This is a genomic window from Superficieibacter sp. 1612_C1 (assembly GCF_015234305.1).
In the GTDB taxonomy this organism is placed as follows: Bacteria; Pseudomonadota; Gammaproteobacteria; order Enterobacterales; family Enterobacteriaceae; genus Superficieibacter.
Map to the genome: position 1 here is coordinate 366,096 of NZ_JADGMI010000006.1, position 17,090 is coordinate 383,185.

The following is a 17,090-nucleotide window of genomic DNA, read 5'->3' on the forward strand; positions in this document are numbered from 1 at the left end:
TCCTATGCAAAAAGTTGTCCTCGCGACCGGTAATGCCGGTAAAGTGCGTGAACTCGCCTCGCTGCTGAGCGATTTTGGTCTTGATATCGTCGCGCAAACCGATCTCGGCGTGGAGTCCGCGGAAGAGACGGGCCTGACGTTTATCGAAAACGCGATCCTGAAAGCACGCCACGCCGCGCAGGTCACTGGCCTGCCCGCCATTGCCGACGATTCCGGGCTGGCGGTTGACGCGCTGGGCGGCGCGCCGGGGATTTATTCCGCGCGCTATTCCGGCGTGGATGCTACTGACCAGCAGAATCTGGAGAAGCTGCTGGAAGAACTGAACGATATCCCGGACGACCAGCGTCAGGCGCAGTTCCACTGCGTGCTGGTGTATCTGCGACATGCCGACGATCCGACGCCGCTGGTATGCCACGGCAGCTGGTCCGGCGTGATTGCCCGCCAGCCAGCGGGCGCAGGCGGTTTCGGCTACGACCCCATTTTCTTCGTGCCTTCTGAAGGCAAAACGGCAGCCGAACTGACCCGCGAAGAGAAGAGCGCCATTTCCCATCGCGGGCAGGCGCTGAAACTGTTACTGGACGCCCTGCGTGATCGCTAATTTACCGCCTCTGAGTCTGTATATTCATATTCCGTGGTGCGTGCAGAAATGCCCGTACTGCGATTTCAACTCGCACGCGCTAAAGGGCGACGTGCCGCACGATGATTACGTTCAGCATCTGCTGAGCGATCTGGACGGCGACGTCGCTTACGCGCAGGGACGTGAGATTACGACCATTTTTATCGGCGGTGGCACGCCAAGCCTGCTGTCTGGCCCGGCGATGCAGGCGCTACTGGACGGTGTGCGTGCGCGTCTGCCGCTGGCAGCCGATGCAGAAATCACCATGGAAGCCAATCCGGGCACGGTGGAAGCAGACCGCTTCGTGGAGTATCAGCGTGCGGGTATTAACCGTATCTCCATCGGCGTGCAGAGTTTTAGCGAACCGAAGTTACAGCGCTTAGGGCGCATTCACGGCCCGGAAGAGGCCAAACGCGCCGCACGACTGGCGGCGGGGCTTGGGCTGCGCAGCTTTAACCTTGACCTGATGCACGGCCTGCCGGATCAGTCGCTGGACGAGGCGCTGGATGATTTGCGCCAGGCCATCGCGCTGAACCCGCCGCACCTGTCGTGGTATCAGTTGACCATCGAACCGAACACCCTGTTTGGCTCTCGCCCGCCGGTGCTGCCGGATGACGATGCGCTATGGGATATTTTCGAGCAGGGTCATCAGTTGTTGAGCGCCGCGGGCTATCAGCAGTATGAAACGTCGGCCTATGCGAAGCCGGGCTATCAGTGTCAGCACAACCTCAATTACTGGCGCTTTGGCGACTACCTTGGCATCGGCTGCGGCGCGCACGGTAAAGTCACCTTCCCGGACAGGCGCATTTTACGCACCACCAAAACGCGCCATCCGCGCGGCTATATGCAGGGGCGCTATCTGGAAAGCCAGCGCGACGTTGAGCAGGCGGATAAACCGTTTGAGTTCTTTATGAACCGCTTCCGCCTGCTGGAGCCTGCGCCACGCGCCGAGTTTGCGTGCTACACCGGGCTGACGGAAGCCGCCGTTCGTTCACAGATTGATGAGGCGCTGGCGCAGGGCTATCTGACCGAGAGCGAGTCGCACTGGCAGATCACCGAACACGGCAAGCTGTTCCTCAACTCGCTGCTGGAACTGTTCCTCGCGGATTAATCTTCTTTACCGCGCCGACCGGGATTATTTAATTACCCCGCGTCGGCGCAGATCGGTAATATCCTGCTGCCAGCGCGTATAGCCGCTCTCCAGCTCGCTGCTGCTGGTATCAAGTTTCATCAGTTGCGTGCGCAGTTCGCCCTGTTTCGCATACAGCGGCCTCACCTTCTCATCTCTTGCCGCCATCTCTTCTTTGATTTTTTCGCTTCTCAGCTTGTGCTGACGGGAATAATCGCGCTTCTGCTCTTCCAGCGCGATATCACGCGCTTTACGCAATGGTTCGGCGTCGCAGTCCGGCTTCTGCTGACAGGCGGCGAGCGCCGGTTCATAGATTGTTTTGTAGTAATGATTTTCAAAGGTGAGCGGATCGTTTTTCCGGTCAGCCCGGTACATCTCCTCCAGCATGGCCTGCTGCACGTCACCACGTCTCAGCGGCTTGCCGTTAGCGTCCGTTCCCCAGGAGCGCTTTATCTGGTCATCAAGTTCAGCAATCTCTTTTTCCAGCGCTTTCTGTTGGCTCTCCATGCCCTGTAGCGTCTTTTTTTGTTCGCTATAGCTGGCTTCGATCGTTGCCAGGCGCGCATAAAAATTGCTGTCGTTAATCACCAGATACTTTGTTTTATCGTTAACATCATCCAGCGGAACGCCGGCATTCTTCGCCGCCGTCTGCATGGAGAAGAACTCTGTCGTCCAGCCGGAGTCTTTTGTTCCCGTCGCGGTGACCATCGCCGAGAATTTAACCGGCTTACCCTTCGTCCAGGTCTTTTCCACCAGCCGATAGTCTGCCGCCATGCCGACGGTGGCGTATAAATCCTGCGTCGAAGAGACGTCACCCTCCGCCGACCAGGTGCTCTGGTTGCCGAGGCTATTCAGCGGGCGCAGCGAGACGCTGTCCAGATGGATCATGCCCTGATATTGCTCGCTGAACTGCTTTTTTAGCGTGTCATCGGAAGGTGGCGAGGGATCTGCCAGCGCGTAGCCAGCGGAGAGGAGAAGCAGCGTCAGGCCAATGGCCAGAGGGTATTTCATGACAAAGTCCTTTTATCGTGAGGGATGGCAGGCAACATTCTAACGTTAATAGATAAAAGGGCCTCATTTTTTATATTTTTGCGATTGCGTCCTGCAAAAATCCTGCATCAGACAGCGCTTATCATTCACCATACAAATTATTTATAAAAATCCATTCACCACACATTAAATTAATATCGCGAATGTAAATAGATTAACAATAAATATACAAGGTGAGGCAGATCACATAAACATTAATCGTTACAATCCTTCGCAAAGATAGCTATTGCTTCCCCTTTTAAATAGGCAAATAATTCTTTTCACAGAACATTTGTTCTATATACAGAACAGGAAGAAAAATTAATAACGGTAAATTTAAAGATATCTCTCCGCCTGATTCTGGCTGTTAATCAGGAAGAGAAGCCCGGTATGCACAGGTAATCTACGTTGATCATTCCTGGAGAGAATGTTTGTTAAAATATTATCTTCAGTACGCAAGATAAAAATCTGTGAGGCTATAGCAGCTTTTATCGCACGCTATTCCTGATGGTGGAAACAGTGTCGATATAATATCAGTGGCAATAATAACCATTTCGCTAACAAACTATTTTGTTAGCGGTGGTTTGTGCGCGCCGTCAAGTTTAACTGGTTGAACGATAGATGAACTAAGCACGTCTTTCGAAACGCAAAAATATATTCTGAGGTGATAAATGGAGCAAAAACCTGTACTGGGTATTTTTTTAGGCGAGGCCGCTGGTATTGGGCCTGAACTGGTGGCGAAAGTGATCGCCGACGGGACTGCCTGTAAATATTGCCGCCCTATTTTAATTGGCGATGCGCGGGTACTGGCGCTCGGTCAAAAGATTGCTGGTGTCAGTTTCACATGGGAAACCATCACCGATCCGACGGAGGCGACCTGGGAAAATGGCACCGTTCCGCTGATCGATCTAAAAAACTACAATCCTGAAAACCTGGTAATGGGGACGATTGATACCGTCTCAGGTCACGCTACCGGCGAGTCGCTGGTGAGCTGTATGACGCTGTTAAAAAACAGAAAAATCGATGGTTTTGTTTTTGCTCCGCTGAACAAAGAAGCATTTAAGAAAGGCGGCTGGCATGTTGAAGATGAGCATTACCTGTTTGCGGAGCAGCTTGATTGCCTGAATCGTCCGCGCGGCCTGCTGAACGTGCTGGACGACCTGTGGGTTTTCCGCGTTACTGGACACGTTCCGTTCCGCGATGTCGTTAACTACATTACGCCAGAAAATGTTGGCCGCTCCATTCAGCTTTGTTACGACACCTTAAAAATGGCCGGATATGATCGTCCGCGCATTGCCGTGGCGGCGCTGAATCCGCATGCCGGCGATGGCGGCACCTGTGGCCGGGAAGAAATTGACGTGTTGATGCCAGTGATTGAGGAATATCAGGCTAAAGGCATGGATATTTATGGCCCTGTCCCCGGTGACACGATATTCATACACGCGTTTAATCATGAATATGATGCGGTGGTAACGCTTTTCCACGATCAGGGACAAATAGCAACTAAATTGCATGCCTTTGACGTTGGCGTCACGGTAGCAGGTGGTCTTCCTTATGCTATTACTACGCCGGAGCACGGCACCGCATTTGATATTGCCGGTAAAGGCGTGGCAAAAACGCTGGCAACAGAAAGAGCGATTTCCGTGGCGACTCAAATGGCAATGACTACCCACAAATATAAATAGTAAAGGTATCCTGGTCATTTATGCATAAATGACCATTTTACATTTTAAAACATGCGGGCATCGGTTTATATAACCATGCATCCGCAGGGCATTCTCTTAATTAATTTATGGGCTGGTATGGTTTTTAAGGAGAAATTCTGTGGACACAACCTCGTTTGTGGTAATAAGCGGAGTCGTTTCAATTGGCCTGCTTATTATTCTTATTACTAAATTAAAACTGCATCCCTTTTTCGCTTTGCTTATTTCCTCTCTGTTTCTGGGGATGGTTAATGGCATGGGCGTGGCGAAGTCGGTGAAGACCTTTACCCACGGTTTTGGCGGACAACTCGGTGTTACCGGGGTGGTCATCGGCCTGGGAGCGATGCTGGGCGGCCTGTTGGTTCAGTCTGGCGGCGGCGACAAAATTGCCGATATTATTATCGGTAACAGAAAACGCATATGGATGCCGCTAAGCGTAGGGCTGGTTTCACTTATCATCGGTCTGCCGAATCTCTTTGAGGTTACGTTCGTCCTCATGGTGCCGCTGGTATTTTCGATCATGAAGCGCCTGAACGTGTCTGTGCTGGCAGTCGCTATCCCTATGTGTGCCGGTTTAATGACGGCGCACGCCCTGTTGCCTCCTGGACCGGCAACCATTATCGCGGCAACAGCGTATAACGCCAATATCGGCGAAACGACGCTGTACGGGGTAATTATCAGCATTCCTGTGCTTCTGGTCGGCGCTTATCTTTTCCCACGCCTGATGCGTAATCATATGGATGTCGGCACGCCGCTTGATTTAACCGGCCCGGCTCACGGTTCAGGTAAAGCAAAGAACGTCACTCGCCAGCCTTCGCTGGGCGTGGCGCTGACCACCGTGCTTATCGCACCATTTCTGATGATTATCGGTACAATTGGCATCAATTTCGTGCCGAAAACCGGGCTGATTCAGGAAATATTTCAGGCCATCGGCAACCCGATTGTTACCCTCGGCCTGGCGCTGATTTACGCAATGCTGTTCCTCGGGCGCGCCACCGGCTTAGCGGCAGAAGAGATCCTCGCCATCTGTAAAAAGAGCATTGTGCCAATCGTCGGCCTGCTGCTGATTATTGGCGGCGGCGGCGGTCTGAAGGATATGCTCAATACCATTGGCCTGAGCGATATTATCAGTCATCTGGCAACCGAGTGGTCAATTCCGCCGCTGCTGTTCGCCTGGCTTATTGCGGTAGTTTTTCGTATCGCGCTGGGCTCTGGCACCGTGGCGGTTTCCGCCTCCTGCGGCATTGTCGCCGCACTGCTGGCGGCGAATCCGCACACCAACGTCGCTCTGCTGGTGCTGTCCACAACCACTGGCGCGATGATTTTCTCGCATGTGAGTGACGGCGCGTTCTGGCTGTTTAAGGAGTATTTCGGCCTCACCGTGCCGCAAACCCTGCGCACGTGGAGTTTGCTGGTAACAGTACAATCAGTGGTAGGTCTGGTCTGCGTGCTCGCGCTGGGGGCGTTTATCGGGGCGTAATGCTGAATTATAAAACAAAAAATCCCCGACACTGTCTCGGGGATTTTTTGTTGCAGCGAACAGGGTGCTTTACTTCAGGCCACTTACCAGCGCTTTGCGGCTGTCTTCCAGCGAAATCACCCGCTGACAAACATCTTTACCGAACTGCTGGAAATCTTTTTCCTGATTTTTCCACTCGTTCTGCACGGCAGTTTGCAGGCCGCCCAGATTGCCGAGCACGCTTTGCAGTGGATTACCGCCTTTGGTCACCGCCTGCGCGCCCATCTCGTTAATGCTGTCCTGCAAGATACCGCCCATCGCCTGATTCACCAGCTGTTGGCCGTTGGCACGGACCTGGTCAATAGCCTGATAGTGGAAGGTCAGACCGTCGCTACGATGCTCGATAATCTTGTTCAGTTGATCTTTAAGCTGCGCGTCCAGTTGGGTCAGACGATTGCGCATTTTGCTATCGGATCCGACCTGCTGGGTAATGATTTTATCCAGCGCAGTTCGGCCTTTCTCAACGCGACTGCGCGCGCCCTCGTCGATCCACGGCAGGGCATTACGTAAATCGGTCTGGTAATCTTTGGCCTGCTCACGCTGGCTGGCGCTCAGGTTGTACTGTTTGCCATTGAACATGACGCTGCCATCCGGCGCGATCACTAAATTGCCATTCTCGCCTTTAACCTGCACCGTTTGCGGGTTGAGGATCACGTCGTCGCGCGGCGTGACGCTACACTTGTAGTCTGCCTGTGCGGCAAAGGCCGTCACCGTCAATGCCGCTGCCAGCAGCGCTTTACGCATCATACTTACTCCCTCAGAGACAAAACGGGCCAGCATATGCCAGCCCCATATTTCTTAGTCCCACCAGACGTCGAAAAGTTCGCTGGTGCGCACCTCTTCGAGCTTGTGTTCTTCCAGCCATTTACGCACGGCGGCCTGATCGTCTTCGGTGCATTTACCGATCTCCTGACGGCAGATTAGCCCTTCCCAGCCGAGGTAGCCGCTACCGTCGAACGCCAGTTTGTTCGGCTCGATCACCTCATTGATAAAGTCATCAACCGTTTGATCGATCTGCTCTCCGGTCGTCCCCTCCGGGAAACGGAACGCGACGGAAAAACCTAACTCCTGAAACTCGTCAATGTGCATTTTTTTACGCAGACGACGACTACGATGCTTTGCCATTATTTCACCCTCTCGAACATTAAGTCCCATACGCCGTGACCAAGACGATGGCCACGCTGTTCAAATTTGGTTACCGGACGTGAGTCCGGACGCGGTACGTAGTCGTTGCTGGCAGACTGGTTTTTATACCCGTCCAGCGCGGACATCACTTCCAGCATGTGCTCCGCATAGGCTTCCCAGTCGGTCGCCATATGGAATACGCCGCCCAGCTTCAGCTTACTTTTAACCAGTTCCGCAAATTCGGTCTGCACGATACGACGTTTATTATGACGGGCTTTGTGCCACGGGTCAGGGAAAAAGAGCTGCACCATGGTTAAAGAATTGTCAGGGATCATTTTGTGCAGCACTTCCACCGCGTCGTGACACATCACGCGCAGGTTCTCCACGCCCTCTTCATGCGCGGAGGAGAGGCAGGCACCGACGCCCGGCGAGTGCACTTCAATACCAAGAAAGTTTTGCTCCGGCTTCGCTTTTGCCATCGTGACCAGCGAGGCTCCCATGCCGAAGCCGATTTCCAGCGTCACGGGCGCGTCGCGGCCAAACAGTTCAGCAAAATCCAGCGGCGCGTCTGAGAATTCAACACCCATCACCGGCCAGTAGTGATCCAGCGCGTGCTGCTGCCCTTTGGTCAGGCGTCCCTGGCGGCGGACGAAGCTACGAATACGGCGCAGCGGGCGACCGTTTTCATCAAATTCCGGTGAAATGACGTCGTTATTCATAAAAGTAATCTGCTTGTGAGAGTCGTCGGGAAAACGGGCATTATCCAAAGTTAGTTGCCGGATGCAAGCATAGCAAAGATCCGATTTACAGCTTCGCGCGGCTGTGCTGGAATCTGTGCCCCTGATAGCGCAAATTCGGAAGCCCGCTTTGACCCTACAAGCCTCGCAATTTTCAGCCCGGGTGCTGGAATGGTACGACAAATACGGGCGTAAAACCCTGCCCTGGCAAATTGAAAAGACGCCCTACAAGGTCTGGCTCTCTGAAGTCATGCTGCAACAGACCCAGGTGACTACGGTCATTCCTTACTTTGAGCGTTTTATGGCGCGCTTCCCGACGGTGACGGATCTGGCCGACGCTCCGCTTGATGAAGTGCTGCATCTGTGGACCGGGCTGGGTTACTACGCCCGCGCGCGTAACCTGCATAAAGCCGCTCAGCAGGTCGCCACGCTGCACGGCGGGGTATTTCCGCAGACGTTTGAAGCGGTTTGCGCCCTGCCCGGCGTCGGGCGTTCCACCGCCGGGGCGATTTTATCCCTCTCGCTGGGTCAGCATTATCCGATTCTGGACGGTAACGTGAAACGCGTGCTGGCACGCTGCTATGCTGTTGCCGGCTGGCCAGGTAAAAAAGAGGTCGAGAGCCGCCTGTGGTCAGTCAGTGAAAACGTCACGCCAGCACAGGGCGTTGAGCGGTTTAATCAGGCGATGATGGATTTAGGGGCGATGGTTTGCACTCGTTCAAAACCGAAATGCGAACTGTGTCCGTTAAATATCGGCTGCGAGGCGTATGCCACGCACAGCTGGGCGCAGTATCCGGGCAAGAAGCCGAAGCAGACGCTGCCGGAACGCACCGGCTATCTGCTGTTAATGCAGCATGGCGATGACGTTTATCTGGCGCAGCGGCCGCCCAGCGGCTTGTGGGGAGGATTATTTTGTTTTCCGCAGTTTACTACGGAAGAGGAAATGCGGGACTGGCTGGCGCAACGGCAGATTAGCGCCGATAATTTGCGCCAAATGACGGCGTTTCGCCATACTTTCAGCCATTTCCATCTGGATATCGTGCCAATGTGGCTTCCCGTGTCCTCTTTGCATACATGCATGGATGAAGGCAACGCGCTCTGGTATAACTTAGCGCAACCGCCGTCAGTTGGACTGGCGGCACCCGTGGAGCGCCTGTTACAACAGCTACGCGCCGGAGCACTCGCATAACGCTCGGGCCGATAACGAGGATTACCTATGAGCAGAACTATTTTTTGTACCTTCCTGCAACGTGACGCTGAAGGTCAGGATTTCCAGCTATACCCGGGCGAGGTCGGCAAACGCATCTATAACGAAATCTCGAAAGAAGCCTGGGCGCAGTGGCAGCAGAAGCAGACCATGCTGATCAACGAGAAAAAGCTCAACATGATGAATGTGGAGCACCGTAAATTGCTGGAGCAGGAGATGATCAACTTCCTGTTTGAAGGCAAAGACGTACATATCGAAGGCTACACGCCGGAAGACAAAAAATAAGGGCTTCGCGCCCTTCACAACAACACAACACACGCTCCCGGAATGATGAAAAAATATTTAGCGCTAGCCCTTCTTGCGCCGTTACTCATCTCCTGTTCAGATTCAACGAAGAAGGGTGAGACGTTTAACGAAGCCTGGGTCAAGGACACCAACAGTTTTGATATCCTGATGGGCCAGTTCGCTCATAACATTGAGAATATCTGGGGATATAAAGAGGTACTGGTCGCCGGTCCAAAGGACTATGTTAAGTATACCGATCAGTATCAGACGCGTAGCCACATCAACTTTGATGAAGGTACGATCACCATTGAGACCATTTCCGGTACTGAACCGGCAGCACGGCTGCGCCAGGCGATTATCCAGACGCTGCTGATCGGTGAAGATCCTGGCTCCATCGACCTCTATTCTGATGCCGATGATATTCAGATCTCCAAAGAGCCGTTCCTGTACGGTCAGGTTGTCGATAATAACGGCGAGCCGATCCGCTGGGAGTGGCGCGCGGCGCGCTTTGCCGATTACCTGCTGCAAAACCGGATGAAAAGCCGCAATAACGGCCTGCATATTGTCTACAGCGTCACTATTAACCTGGTGCCGAACCACCTTGATAAGCGTGCGCATAAGTATATCGGTATGGTTCGTCAGGCTTCGCGCAAGTATAACGTCGATGAGTCGTTAATCCTTGCCATCATGCAAACCGAGTCGTCCTTCAACCCCTACGCGGTCAGCCGTTCCGACGCGCTCGGTTTGATGCAGGTGGTGCAGCATAGTGCCGGGAAAGATGTCTTCCGTATGCAGGGTAAAGGCGGCACGCCGGACCGCAGCTATCTGTTTGATCCTGCCAATAACATTGATACCGGCACCGCGTATCTGGCGATGCTCAGCAACGTTTATCTTTCCGGTATCAGCAACCCGACCTCGCGCCGCTACGCGGTTATCACCGCCTACAACGGCGGCGCAGGCAGCGTGCTGCGGATGTTCTCGGCGGATAAAGTCCAGGCGGCGACGATCATCAACACCATGTCGCCGGGCGATCTTTATCAGGCCATTACCACCCGCCATCCATCAGCGGAATCGCGTCGCTATCTGTATAAAGTCAATAGCGCGCAAAAAGTGTATCGCAGGAAGTGACATTAGCCGGGCGGTCCCGTACTCCAGGGATTGCCCGGCAAGGCTTATCCACGTGCCATTTTTTGTTCGAAATTTACCGCCGCTCCGATAAGATTGGCCTCATTGCCATACTGACACAAACAGATCTCCGGCATAAATTCCTGTAGCTCTTTTTCGCTCACCAGAGTGCGCAACCGCTGCTCAATACCTGCAAACACGGCCTGATTGGCTGAGATGCCGCCGCCGATAATAATGCAGTCAGGATCGTAGCAGACCTGTAAATTAAGCAACCCTACCGCCATCCAGTGATAAAACTGTTCGACCTCCTGTTGAGCAATCGCGTCACCCTCGCGCGCAAGCTGGAAGACCTCTGCTCCGCTCAATGCGCTGGCGGCGGCGACGCGCTGATTATAGCGTTTTGCCATTGCCACGGCGGTGCCCAGCTCACTGAAGGTTTTTCCGCTGTCCAGCGTCATCAGGCCAAACTCGCCGGCATATTTATGGCTTCCTCGTTGCAGGACGTTATTTTTAACGATAGCACCGCCGATACCGGAACCCGCGATCACAAATAATACGTGTGACTTCCCCTGGCCCGCGCCGAGCGCTGCTTCAGCCATCCCGGCGGCATTAGCATCGTTTTCAATACAAACAGGCAGATCAAATAATGCGGTCAGTTCATCCACAATCGCAAAGTGATGAATGTAGGGGATAGCGCTTAAGCCGCCAATAATGCCGGCCTCCGGGTCAACGTTGCCCGGCGCGCTCACAGACACGCCTTCAACTGTATAGATGTGCTGATATTGCTGAAGAATATTCAGAAGCGTGCTTTTCATTGCCGGCCAGTTTGCTGGCGTCTTCGTTGATGCCGTTTGTACTAACGCCCCTTGTTGCCAGATACCGTGTTTTATTGACGTCCCGCCCCAGTCGAATAATACAATTGCCATATATCCTCCAGCTATATAATTCAGCAAAAATCATTCACCCACAAAATATATAAAACGCATTCAGAACGCTTTTATTATTTACACCACCCGCCATAGCTTCTCAATAGAAAAAAAATCTGAAGGATCAAATCAGGATAACGATCACAAAAGACATATCTTTTATTAGTATTGATATTTACATATAAAAATCGCGGGGTATTTTTAGTTCACAAAGCAATCTGCTAATAGCAGATAAATTGTTAATACCAAGGGAATAACAGATGAACATTTCACTTTTTTGTAACTCTGGCATGTCTACCAGCATGATGGCGAAAAAGCTCCAGGCCGCCTATGAAGCCGCAGGCATCCACCATCAGGTCGAGGCTTACGACTACTCCAGCCTGCCCGATGTGGCTGAAGAGACGCAGATTATCATTCTGGGCCCGCAAATCGCCTGGGCACTGGAAGATGTTAAAAGAGACTACCCGGATAAAATTGTACTTACGTTAGGCATTCAGGAGTTTGGCAGCATGAACGGCGAACGGCTGAAAAGCAGAATTGATGGATTAATGGAAGAGTAATTTCTTTTATCTACCAGGGATGAGGCTACATTAATGTCCATACTCTCTTTATCCGCGGTCCAGATCGGATTAACAAAATGCATCAGTAAAATTGCCGGCAATCGCCTGCTGCTGGCGCTACGCGATACTTTTATTATGACCGGCGTTCCGCTGATGATCGCCGGTATCGCCATTATGATCAGCTCCGTTTTCCTCGACCCAAACGGTATTATATTTGGTCATGCCGGATTAAAACTCGGGGCGCTTTTTTACGGCGGTGACGAGACGTGGATGGCGTCCGGCATGGCAGCCAGAATGGTCATGCTCCAGCATTACTGTAATTATTTTATTAACGGTACCATGGCGATTAACGCCATCCTGATTATTGTCGGCTTTACCTTTTTTGGCACCCGGCGTTTTTTTCCAAAAAATAAAGAACCGATTGTTTGCGTGTTTTACGCCATCGCCGCGTTCTTTATCTGCCTGCCGTGGGAATTGACCACTAACGATGTAAACCAGCAGGTCGTCACGCTGAGCGGTATCGTCAACACCCGTTTTATTGGACAGGAAGGTATTTTTACCGGGCTGCTGGTCTCAGGTTTAACCATCTGGATATTTAACCGGCTGGTGGAGAAGAATTACACGATCAAAATGCCTGACAGTGTCCCTCCGGCGGTCGCACGCAGTTTTGAATCATTGATCCCCGGCTGTTTCACCCTACTTGTTTTTGTGGTCATCGCCGCCGTGCTGCATGCCTGGTTCAACTCTTCAGTGCCTGAGATTTTATTAACGCTGCTGCAAAAACCGACGCTGGCGGTGGCATCGACACCCTTCTTCGCAATTGTGGCGGTCACCACCGGGCCGCTACTGCAATGGTTTGGTATTCATGCAACCTCCGTCTGGGGGCCAATATTCGGGCTGACATGGACCATCAACGACAATGAAAATATTATGGGCGTGGCGCACCATCTCTATTCCACGCTATTTTTTAACTTTTCCACTGTGTCATCCGGTGGGATGACGATTGCACCAATCATTGCGGTTTACCTTTTCTCCCGGCGAATGGAGAACCGTAACACGGCAAAAATTGCGCTGGCTCCTGCCATTTTCAATATCAGCGAACCGATTAACTTTGGCCTGCCGATTATTTTAAACCCGGTGATGTTTATTCCCTATGTGCTGAGCTGGGTACTGCCATTCTTCGGCGCAGTGTTGCTGACCAACATGGGTCTGCTCCCCATTATTACCAACAATGTTCCGTGGACCGTGCCGCCCGTTATCTCCGGAATACTTTTCTCCGGGCAAATTTCAGGGGGACTTTATCAGCTTTTAGTGATTGTGGTGATGACCGCTATCTATATGCCCTTTGTCAAAATTGCTAATTCGATTAACGAAAAAGCCGCGGAATAACAGAGAAAACGATGATGGAAGAACATATTATCAACCGGGCTATCAACGGCTGGGATTATCAGAATAGCGACCGCCTTTTTTATCACGATGGCTATCATTACGATTATGTCACCGATGCGACCGCAATCGTTGAAAAAGAGCATAGCGTCGACATTACGTTAACGTTGACCAGCGGTAAGGCGGCCTGCTTAACGCTGGCCGCGCTGGCTGACGACACGCTGGCGTTTGAGTTTAGTCCGCTACCAGTTAGCCATGAAATGTCAGCGTTTTATTTGCCGGTGACGGAATGGCCGCGACAGGCGTTAACCGTCCGACAGAATAGCGAGCAGGCACAACTCCACTGCGGTGAACTCAACGTGACGCTCACCCTCTCCCCTTTCTCAATGCAGGTGCGGCGGGGAGACACGCTTTTCACGCTGTCGGGCAAGAAAGTCTCACGCCAGCCGGTGACGCCGGGGCTGGGTATTCGTATTAACGCGCAGGGCCAGACCGACACGTTTTTATCCTGGGAGATGAAAAACGGTCAGCATTTCTACGGTCTGGGTGAAAAATTTGGTTCCGTTGAAAAATCGCAGTCTCGCGTCACCAGCTATGTGATGGATGCCTGCGCCACCAACTCAACGGATCTGAGCTATAAAGCGCACCCGATTTTACTGAGCGATGCCGGATACGGCATTATGCTGGCGACTGCCCGGCGCACCCACTGGGAAATCGGCCATTTTTGTTTTGAATCCGCCAGCGCGCTGAGCGAAAGCGCCCTGCTGCGCGGCTATCTGTTTTTCGGCGATTCATTAAAAGCGCTGGTGCAGAGGCAGGCTGAAATGCAGGGCAAACCCGATCTTCCCGCCCCGTGGACGCTGGGCGTCTGGTACAGCCGCTGCGCTTACCAGAGCGCGGAAGAGGTGCTGGGCATTAAAAAGCAGCTTGAGGAACACCAGCTTCCCTTTGATGTCCTGCACCTGGACGTCAACTGGGGCAAGCACTACTGGTATAAAGATTTTTGGGTCGATTGCTGTGACTTCGAGTGGGGTCATGCCCATTTTCCGCAACCGGAAGCCTTTTTTGCCGATCTTGAAAAAGAGCATGTCGCCTGCTCGGTGTGGATCAACCCCTACCTGCCGCCCGGCACCGATATCTATCGCGAGGCGCTGGAAAAAGGCTATCTGGTCAAAACGCTAAACGGCGATATAGCCCACGTTTACCGGCGCAACGTCAGTGAAATTGGTATTCCCGATCTGACTCATCCGCAGGCCTATAACTGGTGGAAAGCGCATCTGATCACGTTGTTGCGCCGTGGCCTGAAAGCGCTGAAGCCCGATTACGCCGATCGTATTCCTGAAGATGCGCTGTTTTATAACGGCTATAGCGGCAAGGATATGCATAACGCTTATATCTGGCTGTATGCGAAGGTGTGCTATGAGGCCACCCAGGAGGTTCACGGCACCGCGCTGGTCTGGAAACGGCCCGGCTTTCTCGGCTGTGGGCGCTTTGCCGGTACCTGGTCAGGCGATGTGGAGTCCACCTTCGAAGGGCTGAAGCACACTTTGCGCGGCGGCCTGAGCGTCGGCTTTAGCGGGGAGTGTTACTGGAGCAGCGACATCGCCGGTTTCAAAGGGCAGAACGTCGATCCAGAACTTTACATCCGCTGGTCGCAGGTTGGGATGCTGTGTTCTCTGGCGCGCTATCATGGCGTCAGCCCACGTGAGCCGTGGCATTTCGGACAACGCGCAGTTGATATCGTCAGACGTTACAGTCAACTTCGCTATCGCTGGCTGCCGTATTTGCTGGCGCTCGGCTGCGAAGCACAGGACAAAGGTCTGCCACTCATGCGTCATCTGGCGCTGGAATTTGAACGCGATCCTTTTGTCCACGCGATTGACGATCAGTTTATGCTCGGCGAAAACATTATGATTGTTCCGGTGCTGGAGCCAGGACAGCGCCAGCGAAGCGTTTATTTGCCCGCAGGCCGCTGGTACTCGCTGCATGAAAAACGCTGGTTTGACGGTCAACGGGTGCTCAGCGTTGATATTACCCTTGATGACATTCCAATTTATATCCGCGAAGGGGCGATCATTCCGGTCTTCGCAGAAAATACAGCGCAGATGAAAACCTTTAACACGATCCCTGTGGTGCTGAAGGGATACGGCGATGTTTCTCAGGGAAGCGGCACGCTGGCGGATGAAAACCGCAATCGCTATTGCTGGACATTTGCTAATAATACGCTGCGCTGCGATTACCCCGGCACGGTGACATTTGAAAACGTTCGATAATATTCACGGAATCAACGATGAAATTAACTTTTCCTGACCATTTTATGTGGGGCAGCGCAGCTTCCGCCACGCAAACCGAAGGGGCAAGCCAGCAGTTTGGCAAGGGTAAAAATATCTGGGATCGCTGGTTCGAGCTGGAGCCGGAGCGGTTTCATAACCGCGTCGGACCTGAGCACACTTCCCAGTTCTACCAGAATATGAAGGAGGATATTCCCCGGCTGGTGGCGACCGGGCATAACTCATTTCGTACTTCAATAAGCTGGTCGCGGCTTTATCCCGAAGGGACTGGCGACATTAATCCGCAGGCGGTTGATTTTTATAATGCGATGATCGATGCGCTGATTGAAAACGGGATCACGCCCATTATTAACCTTTTTCATTTCGATATGCCGCTGGCGATGCAGGACATTGGCGGCTTTGAAAATGAGCAGGTAGCACATCATTTTGCCCGTTATGCAGCCAGCAGCTTCCGCCTGTTTGGGGACAGAGTAAAGTACTGGTTCACTTTCAATGAACCGATTGTGCATGTAGAAGGCGGCTATTTATATAATTTTCATTACCCTAACCGGGTCGATCCGCAGGCGGCGGTGCGAGTGGCATTTAATACGCTGTATGCCAGCGCGCTGGCGATTGAACAGTACCGGGCGCAGGAACAGGACGGGAAAATTGGCATCGTATTGAACCTGACGCCTTCGTATCCGCGCAGCCAACATCCGGCCGACCTGCGTGCGGCTGAGATCGCCGATCTGTTTTTCAACCGCTCGTTTCTCGATCCGGCGGTAAAAGGAACCTTTCCGCCAGAACTGCTTACGCTGCTGGAAAAGCACAATCTTATGCCTTCCGGCCTCGGGCAGGCCTGCGCTGTCATCCAGCGTAATACCGTGGATTTTCTTGGCGTTAATTACTATCACCCACGGCGAGTTTGTGCCCGCCATTCTCTGCCTAATCCCGAAGCACCTTTTACGCCGGAATATTATTTTGATAATTACACCATGCCAGGGAGCCGGATCAATGAAGATAAAAACTGGGAGATATATGAGAAAGGCCTCTATGATATCGCCCTTAATATCCGCGACAACTACGGCAATACTCCGTGGATGGTGTCCGAGAATGGTTTCGGCGTAAAAGATGAGCGTAATCGTATCGTGAATGGCGAGTTAAACGACGACTACCGCATTCAATTTTATCGCGATCATCTTTTCTGGCTACATAAAGGCATCGCGGAAGGGAGTCACTGTTTTGGCTATCACGTCTGGACGTTTATTGATAACTGGTCGTGGTCCAATGCTTACCGTAATCGGTATGGATTGATTTCGCTTGATTTGCAAACGGGCAGCCGACTGGTTAAAAAAAGCGGTCACTGGTTTAAAGCGCTGCACGATAACAATGGCTTCGATTACTAATGATGTCCCCCGGGAGAGAAGCTCTCCCGGCGCTGGATTACTGCCGGTTTGATGGTATAGTGCAGTG

16 protein-coding genes are annotated in these 17,090 nt (G+C 52.6%); 11 read left to right on the top strand and 5 right to left on the bottom strand.

Annotated elements, in window-relative coordinates:
* Positions 1-4 precede the first annotated feature (4 nt).
* Positions 5-598, top strand: coding sequence for an XTP/dITP diphosphatase (locus tag INT84_RS20870; RefSeq protein WP_194208343.1), 594 nt, complete (start codon positions 5-7; stop codon positions 596-598).
* Positions 591-1,727 carry a radical SAM family heme chaperone HemW gene (gene hemW, locus INT84_RS20875; protein WP_194208380.1) on the top strand — a complete coding sequence of 379 codons (1,137 nt, stop codon included), beginning with the start codon at positions 591-593 and terminating at the stop codon, positions 1,725-1,727. The genes INT84_RS20870 and hemW overlap by 8 nt, the downstream gene beginning before the upstream one ends.
* A 24-nt stretch (positions 1,728-1,751) precedes the next feature.
* Here the strand turns inward: hemW and INT84_RS20880 are convergent, their stop codons facing one another.
* A complete protein-coding gene (locus tag INT84_RS20880) occupies positions 1,752-2,756 on the bottom strand; it encodes a DUF1202 family protein (RefSeq protein ID WP_194208344.1) in 1,005 nt (334 codons plus the stop codon).
* Positions 2,757-3,445: 689 nt separating this feature from the next.
* Here INT84_RS20880 and INT84_RS20885 point away from each other — a divergent pair.
* Positions 3,446-4,459: a PdxA family protein gene (locus INT84_RS20885; protein WP_194208345.1), complete on the top strand. Its 1,014-nt coding sequence runs from the start codon at positions 3,446-3,448 to the stop codon at positions 4,457-4,459.
* Between the two features lie 139 nt (positions 4,460-4,598).
* Positions 4,599-5,957, top strand: coding sequence for a gluconate:H+ symporter (locus INT84_RS20890; protein ID WP_370529688.1), 1,359 nt, complete (start codon positions 4,599-4,601; stop codon positions 5,955-5,957).
* A 69-nt stretch (positions 5,958-6,026) separates the two neighbouring features.
* Here INT84_RS20890 and INT84_RS20895 read toward each other — a convergent pair whose 3' ends face one another.
* From INT84_RS20895 to trmB, 3 genes are read right to left on the bottom strand one after another with little or no spacing between them, the layout of a single operon-like run.
* Positions 6,027-6,743, bottom strand: a complete 717-nt coding sequence (locus INT84_RS20895; RefSeq protein WP_194208346.1) for a DUF2884 domain-containing protein — start codon at positions 6,741-6,743, stop codon at positions 6,027-6,029.
* 51 nt (positions 6,744-6,794) lie between these two features.
* Positions 6,795-7,121: a YggL family protein gene (locus INT84_RS20900; RefSeq protein WP_176917301.1), complete on the bottom strand. Its 327-nt coding sequence runs from the start codon at positions 7,119-7,121 to the stop codon at positions 6,795-6,797.
* Complete coding sequence (gene trmB, locus INT84_RS20905) at positions 7,121-7,840, bottom strand: tRNA (guanosine(46)-N7)-methyltransferase TrmB (protein ID WP_194208347.1); 720 nt, start codon at positions 7,838-7,840, stop codon at positions 7,121-7,123. The genes INT84_RS20900 and trmB overlap by 1 nt, the downstream gene beginning before the upstream one ends.
* 148 nt (positions 7,841-7,988) lie before the next feature.
* Between trmB and mutY the strand changes: the two genes are divergently transcribed.
* From mutY to mltC, 3 genes are read left to right on the top strand one after another with little or no spacing between them, the layout of a single operon-like run.
* On the top strand, positions 7,989-9,047 hold the full coding sequence (gene mutY, locus INT84_RS20910; RefSeq protein WP_194208348.1) for an A/G-specific adenine glycosylase: 1,059 nt from the start codon (positions 7,989-7,991) through the stop codon (positions 9,045-9,047).
* A 27-nt stretch (positions 9,048-9,074) separates the two neighbouring features.
* On the top strand, positions 9,075-9,350 hold the full coding sequence (locus INT84_RS20915) for an oxidative damage protection protein (RefSeq protein ID WP_176917298.1): 276 nt from the start codon (positions 9,075-9,077) through the stop codon (positions 9,348-9,350).
* Positions 9,351-9,395: 45 nt separating this feature from the next.
* The gene (gene mltC, locus INT84_RS20920) at positions 9,396-10,478 is read left to right on the top strand and encodes a membrane-bound lytic murein transglycosylase MltC (RefSeq protein ID WP_194208382.1); all 1,083 of its coding nucleotides are present in this window, start codon (positions 9,396-9,398) and stop codon (positions 10,476-10,478) included.
* A gap of 44 nt (positions 10,479-10,522) precedes the next feature.
* Here mltC and INT84_RS20925 read toward each other — a convergent pair whose 3' ends face one another.
* Entirely contained in the window at positions 10,523-11,401 is an 879-nt protein-coding gene (locus INT84_RS20925) for an ROK family protein (RefSeq protein ID WP_194208349.1), read from the bottom strand.
* A 260-nt stretch (positions 11,402-11,661) separates the two neighbouring features.
* Between INT84_RS20925 and INT84_RS20930 the strand changes: the two genes are divergently transcribed.
* Genes INT84_RS20930 through INT84_RS20945 form a run of 4 tightly spaced genes read left to right on the top strand, consistent with a single transcriptional unit; the run spans position 11,662 to position 17,023 of the window.
* Positions 11,662-11,961 (top strand): PTS sugar transporter subunit IIB, encoded by a 300-nt coding sequence (locus INT84_RS20930; protein WP_194208350.1) that lies wholly within the window; start codon positions 11,662-11,664, stop codon positions 11,959-11,961.
* Positions 11,962-11,994: 33 nt separating this feature from the next.
* Positions 11,995-13,350: a PTS sugar transporter subunit IIC gene (locus tag INT84_RS20935; RefSeq protein ID WP_194208351.1), complete on the top strand. Its 1,356-nt coding sequence runs from the start codon at positions 11,995-11,997 to the stop codon at positions 13,348-13,350.
* Between the two features lie 11 nt (positions 13,351-13,361).
* Positions 13,362-15,620, top strand: a complete 2,259-nt coding sequence (locus tag INT84_RS20940; protein WP_228066376.1) for an alpha-xylosidase — start codon at positions 13,362-13,364, stop codon at positions 15,618-15,620.
* A gap of 17 nt (positions 15,621-15,637) precedes the next feature.
* On the top strand, positions 15,638-17,023 hold the full coding sequence (locus tag INT84_RS20945; protein ID WP_194208352.1) for a glycoside hydrolase family 1 protein: 1,386 nt from the start codon (positions 15,638-15,640) through the stop codon (positions 17,021-17,023).
* The last annotated feature ends 67 nt before the right edge of the window (positions 17,024-17,090 follow it).

Excerpts from the sequence above, each read along its gene's own strand:
- INT84_RS20870 (WP_194208343.1), top strand. The coding sequence starts at position 5 with ATGCAAAAAGTTGTCCTCGCGACCGGTAATGCCGGTAAAGTGCGTGAA.
- INT84_RS20880 (WP_194208344.1), bottom strand. The coding sequence starts at position 2,756 with ATGAAATACCCTCTGGCCATTGGCCTGACGCTGCTTCTCCTCTCCGCT.
- INT84_RS20885 (WP_194208345.1), top strand. The coding sequence starts at position 3,446 with ATGGAGCAAAAACCTGTACTGGGTATTTTTTTAGGCGAGGCCGCTGGT.
- INT84_RS20895 (WP_194208346.1), bottom strand. The coding sequence starts at position 6,743 with ATGATGCGTAAAGCGCTGCTGGCAGCGGCATTGACGGTGACGGCCTTT.
- INT84_RS20900 (WP_176917301.1), bottom strand. The coding sequence starts at position 7,121 with ATGGCAAAGCATCGTAGTCGTCGTCTGCGTAAAAAAATGCACATTGAC.
- trmB (WP_194208347.1), bottom strand. The coding sequence starts at position 7,840 with ATGAATAACGACGTCATTTCACCGGAATTTGATGAAAACGGTCGCCCG.
- INT84_RS20915 (WP_176917298.1), top strand. The coding sequence starts at position 9,075 with ATGAGCAGAACTATTTTTTGTACCTTCCTGCAACGTGACGCTGAAGGT.
- mltC (WP_194208382.1), top strand. The coding sequence starts at position 9,396 with ATGAAAAAATATTTAGCGCTAGCCCTTCTTGCGCCGTTACTCATCTCC.
- INT84_RS20925 (WP_194208349.1), bottom strand. The coding sequence starts at position 11,401 with ATGGCAATTGTATTATTCGACTGGGGCGGGACGTCAATAAAACACGGT.
- INT84_RS20930 (WP_194208350.1), top strand. The coding sequence starts at position 11,662 with ATGAACATTTCACTTTTTTGTAACTCTGGCATGTCTACCAGCATGATG.
- INT84_RS20935 (WP_194208351.1), top strand. The coding sequence starts at position 11,995 with ATGTCCATACTCTCTTTATCCGCGGTCCAGATCGGATTAACAAAATGC.
- INT84_RS20940 (WP_228066376.1), top strand. The coding sequence starts at position 13,362 with ATGATGGAAGAACATATTATCAACCGGGCTATCAACGGCTGGGATTAT.
- INT84_RS20945 (WP_194208352.1), top strand. The coding sequence starts at position 15,638 with ATGAAATTAACTTTTCCTGACCATTTTATGTGGGGCAGCGCAGCTTCC.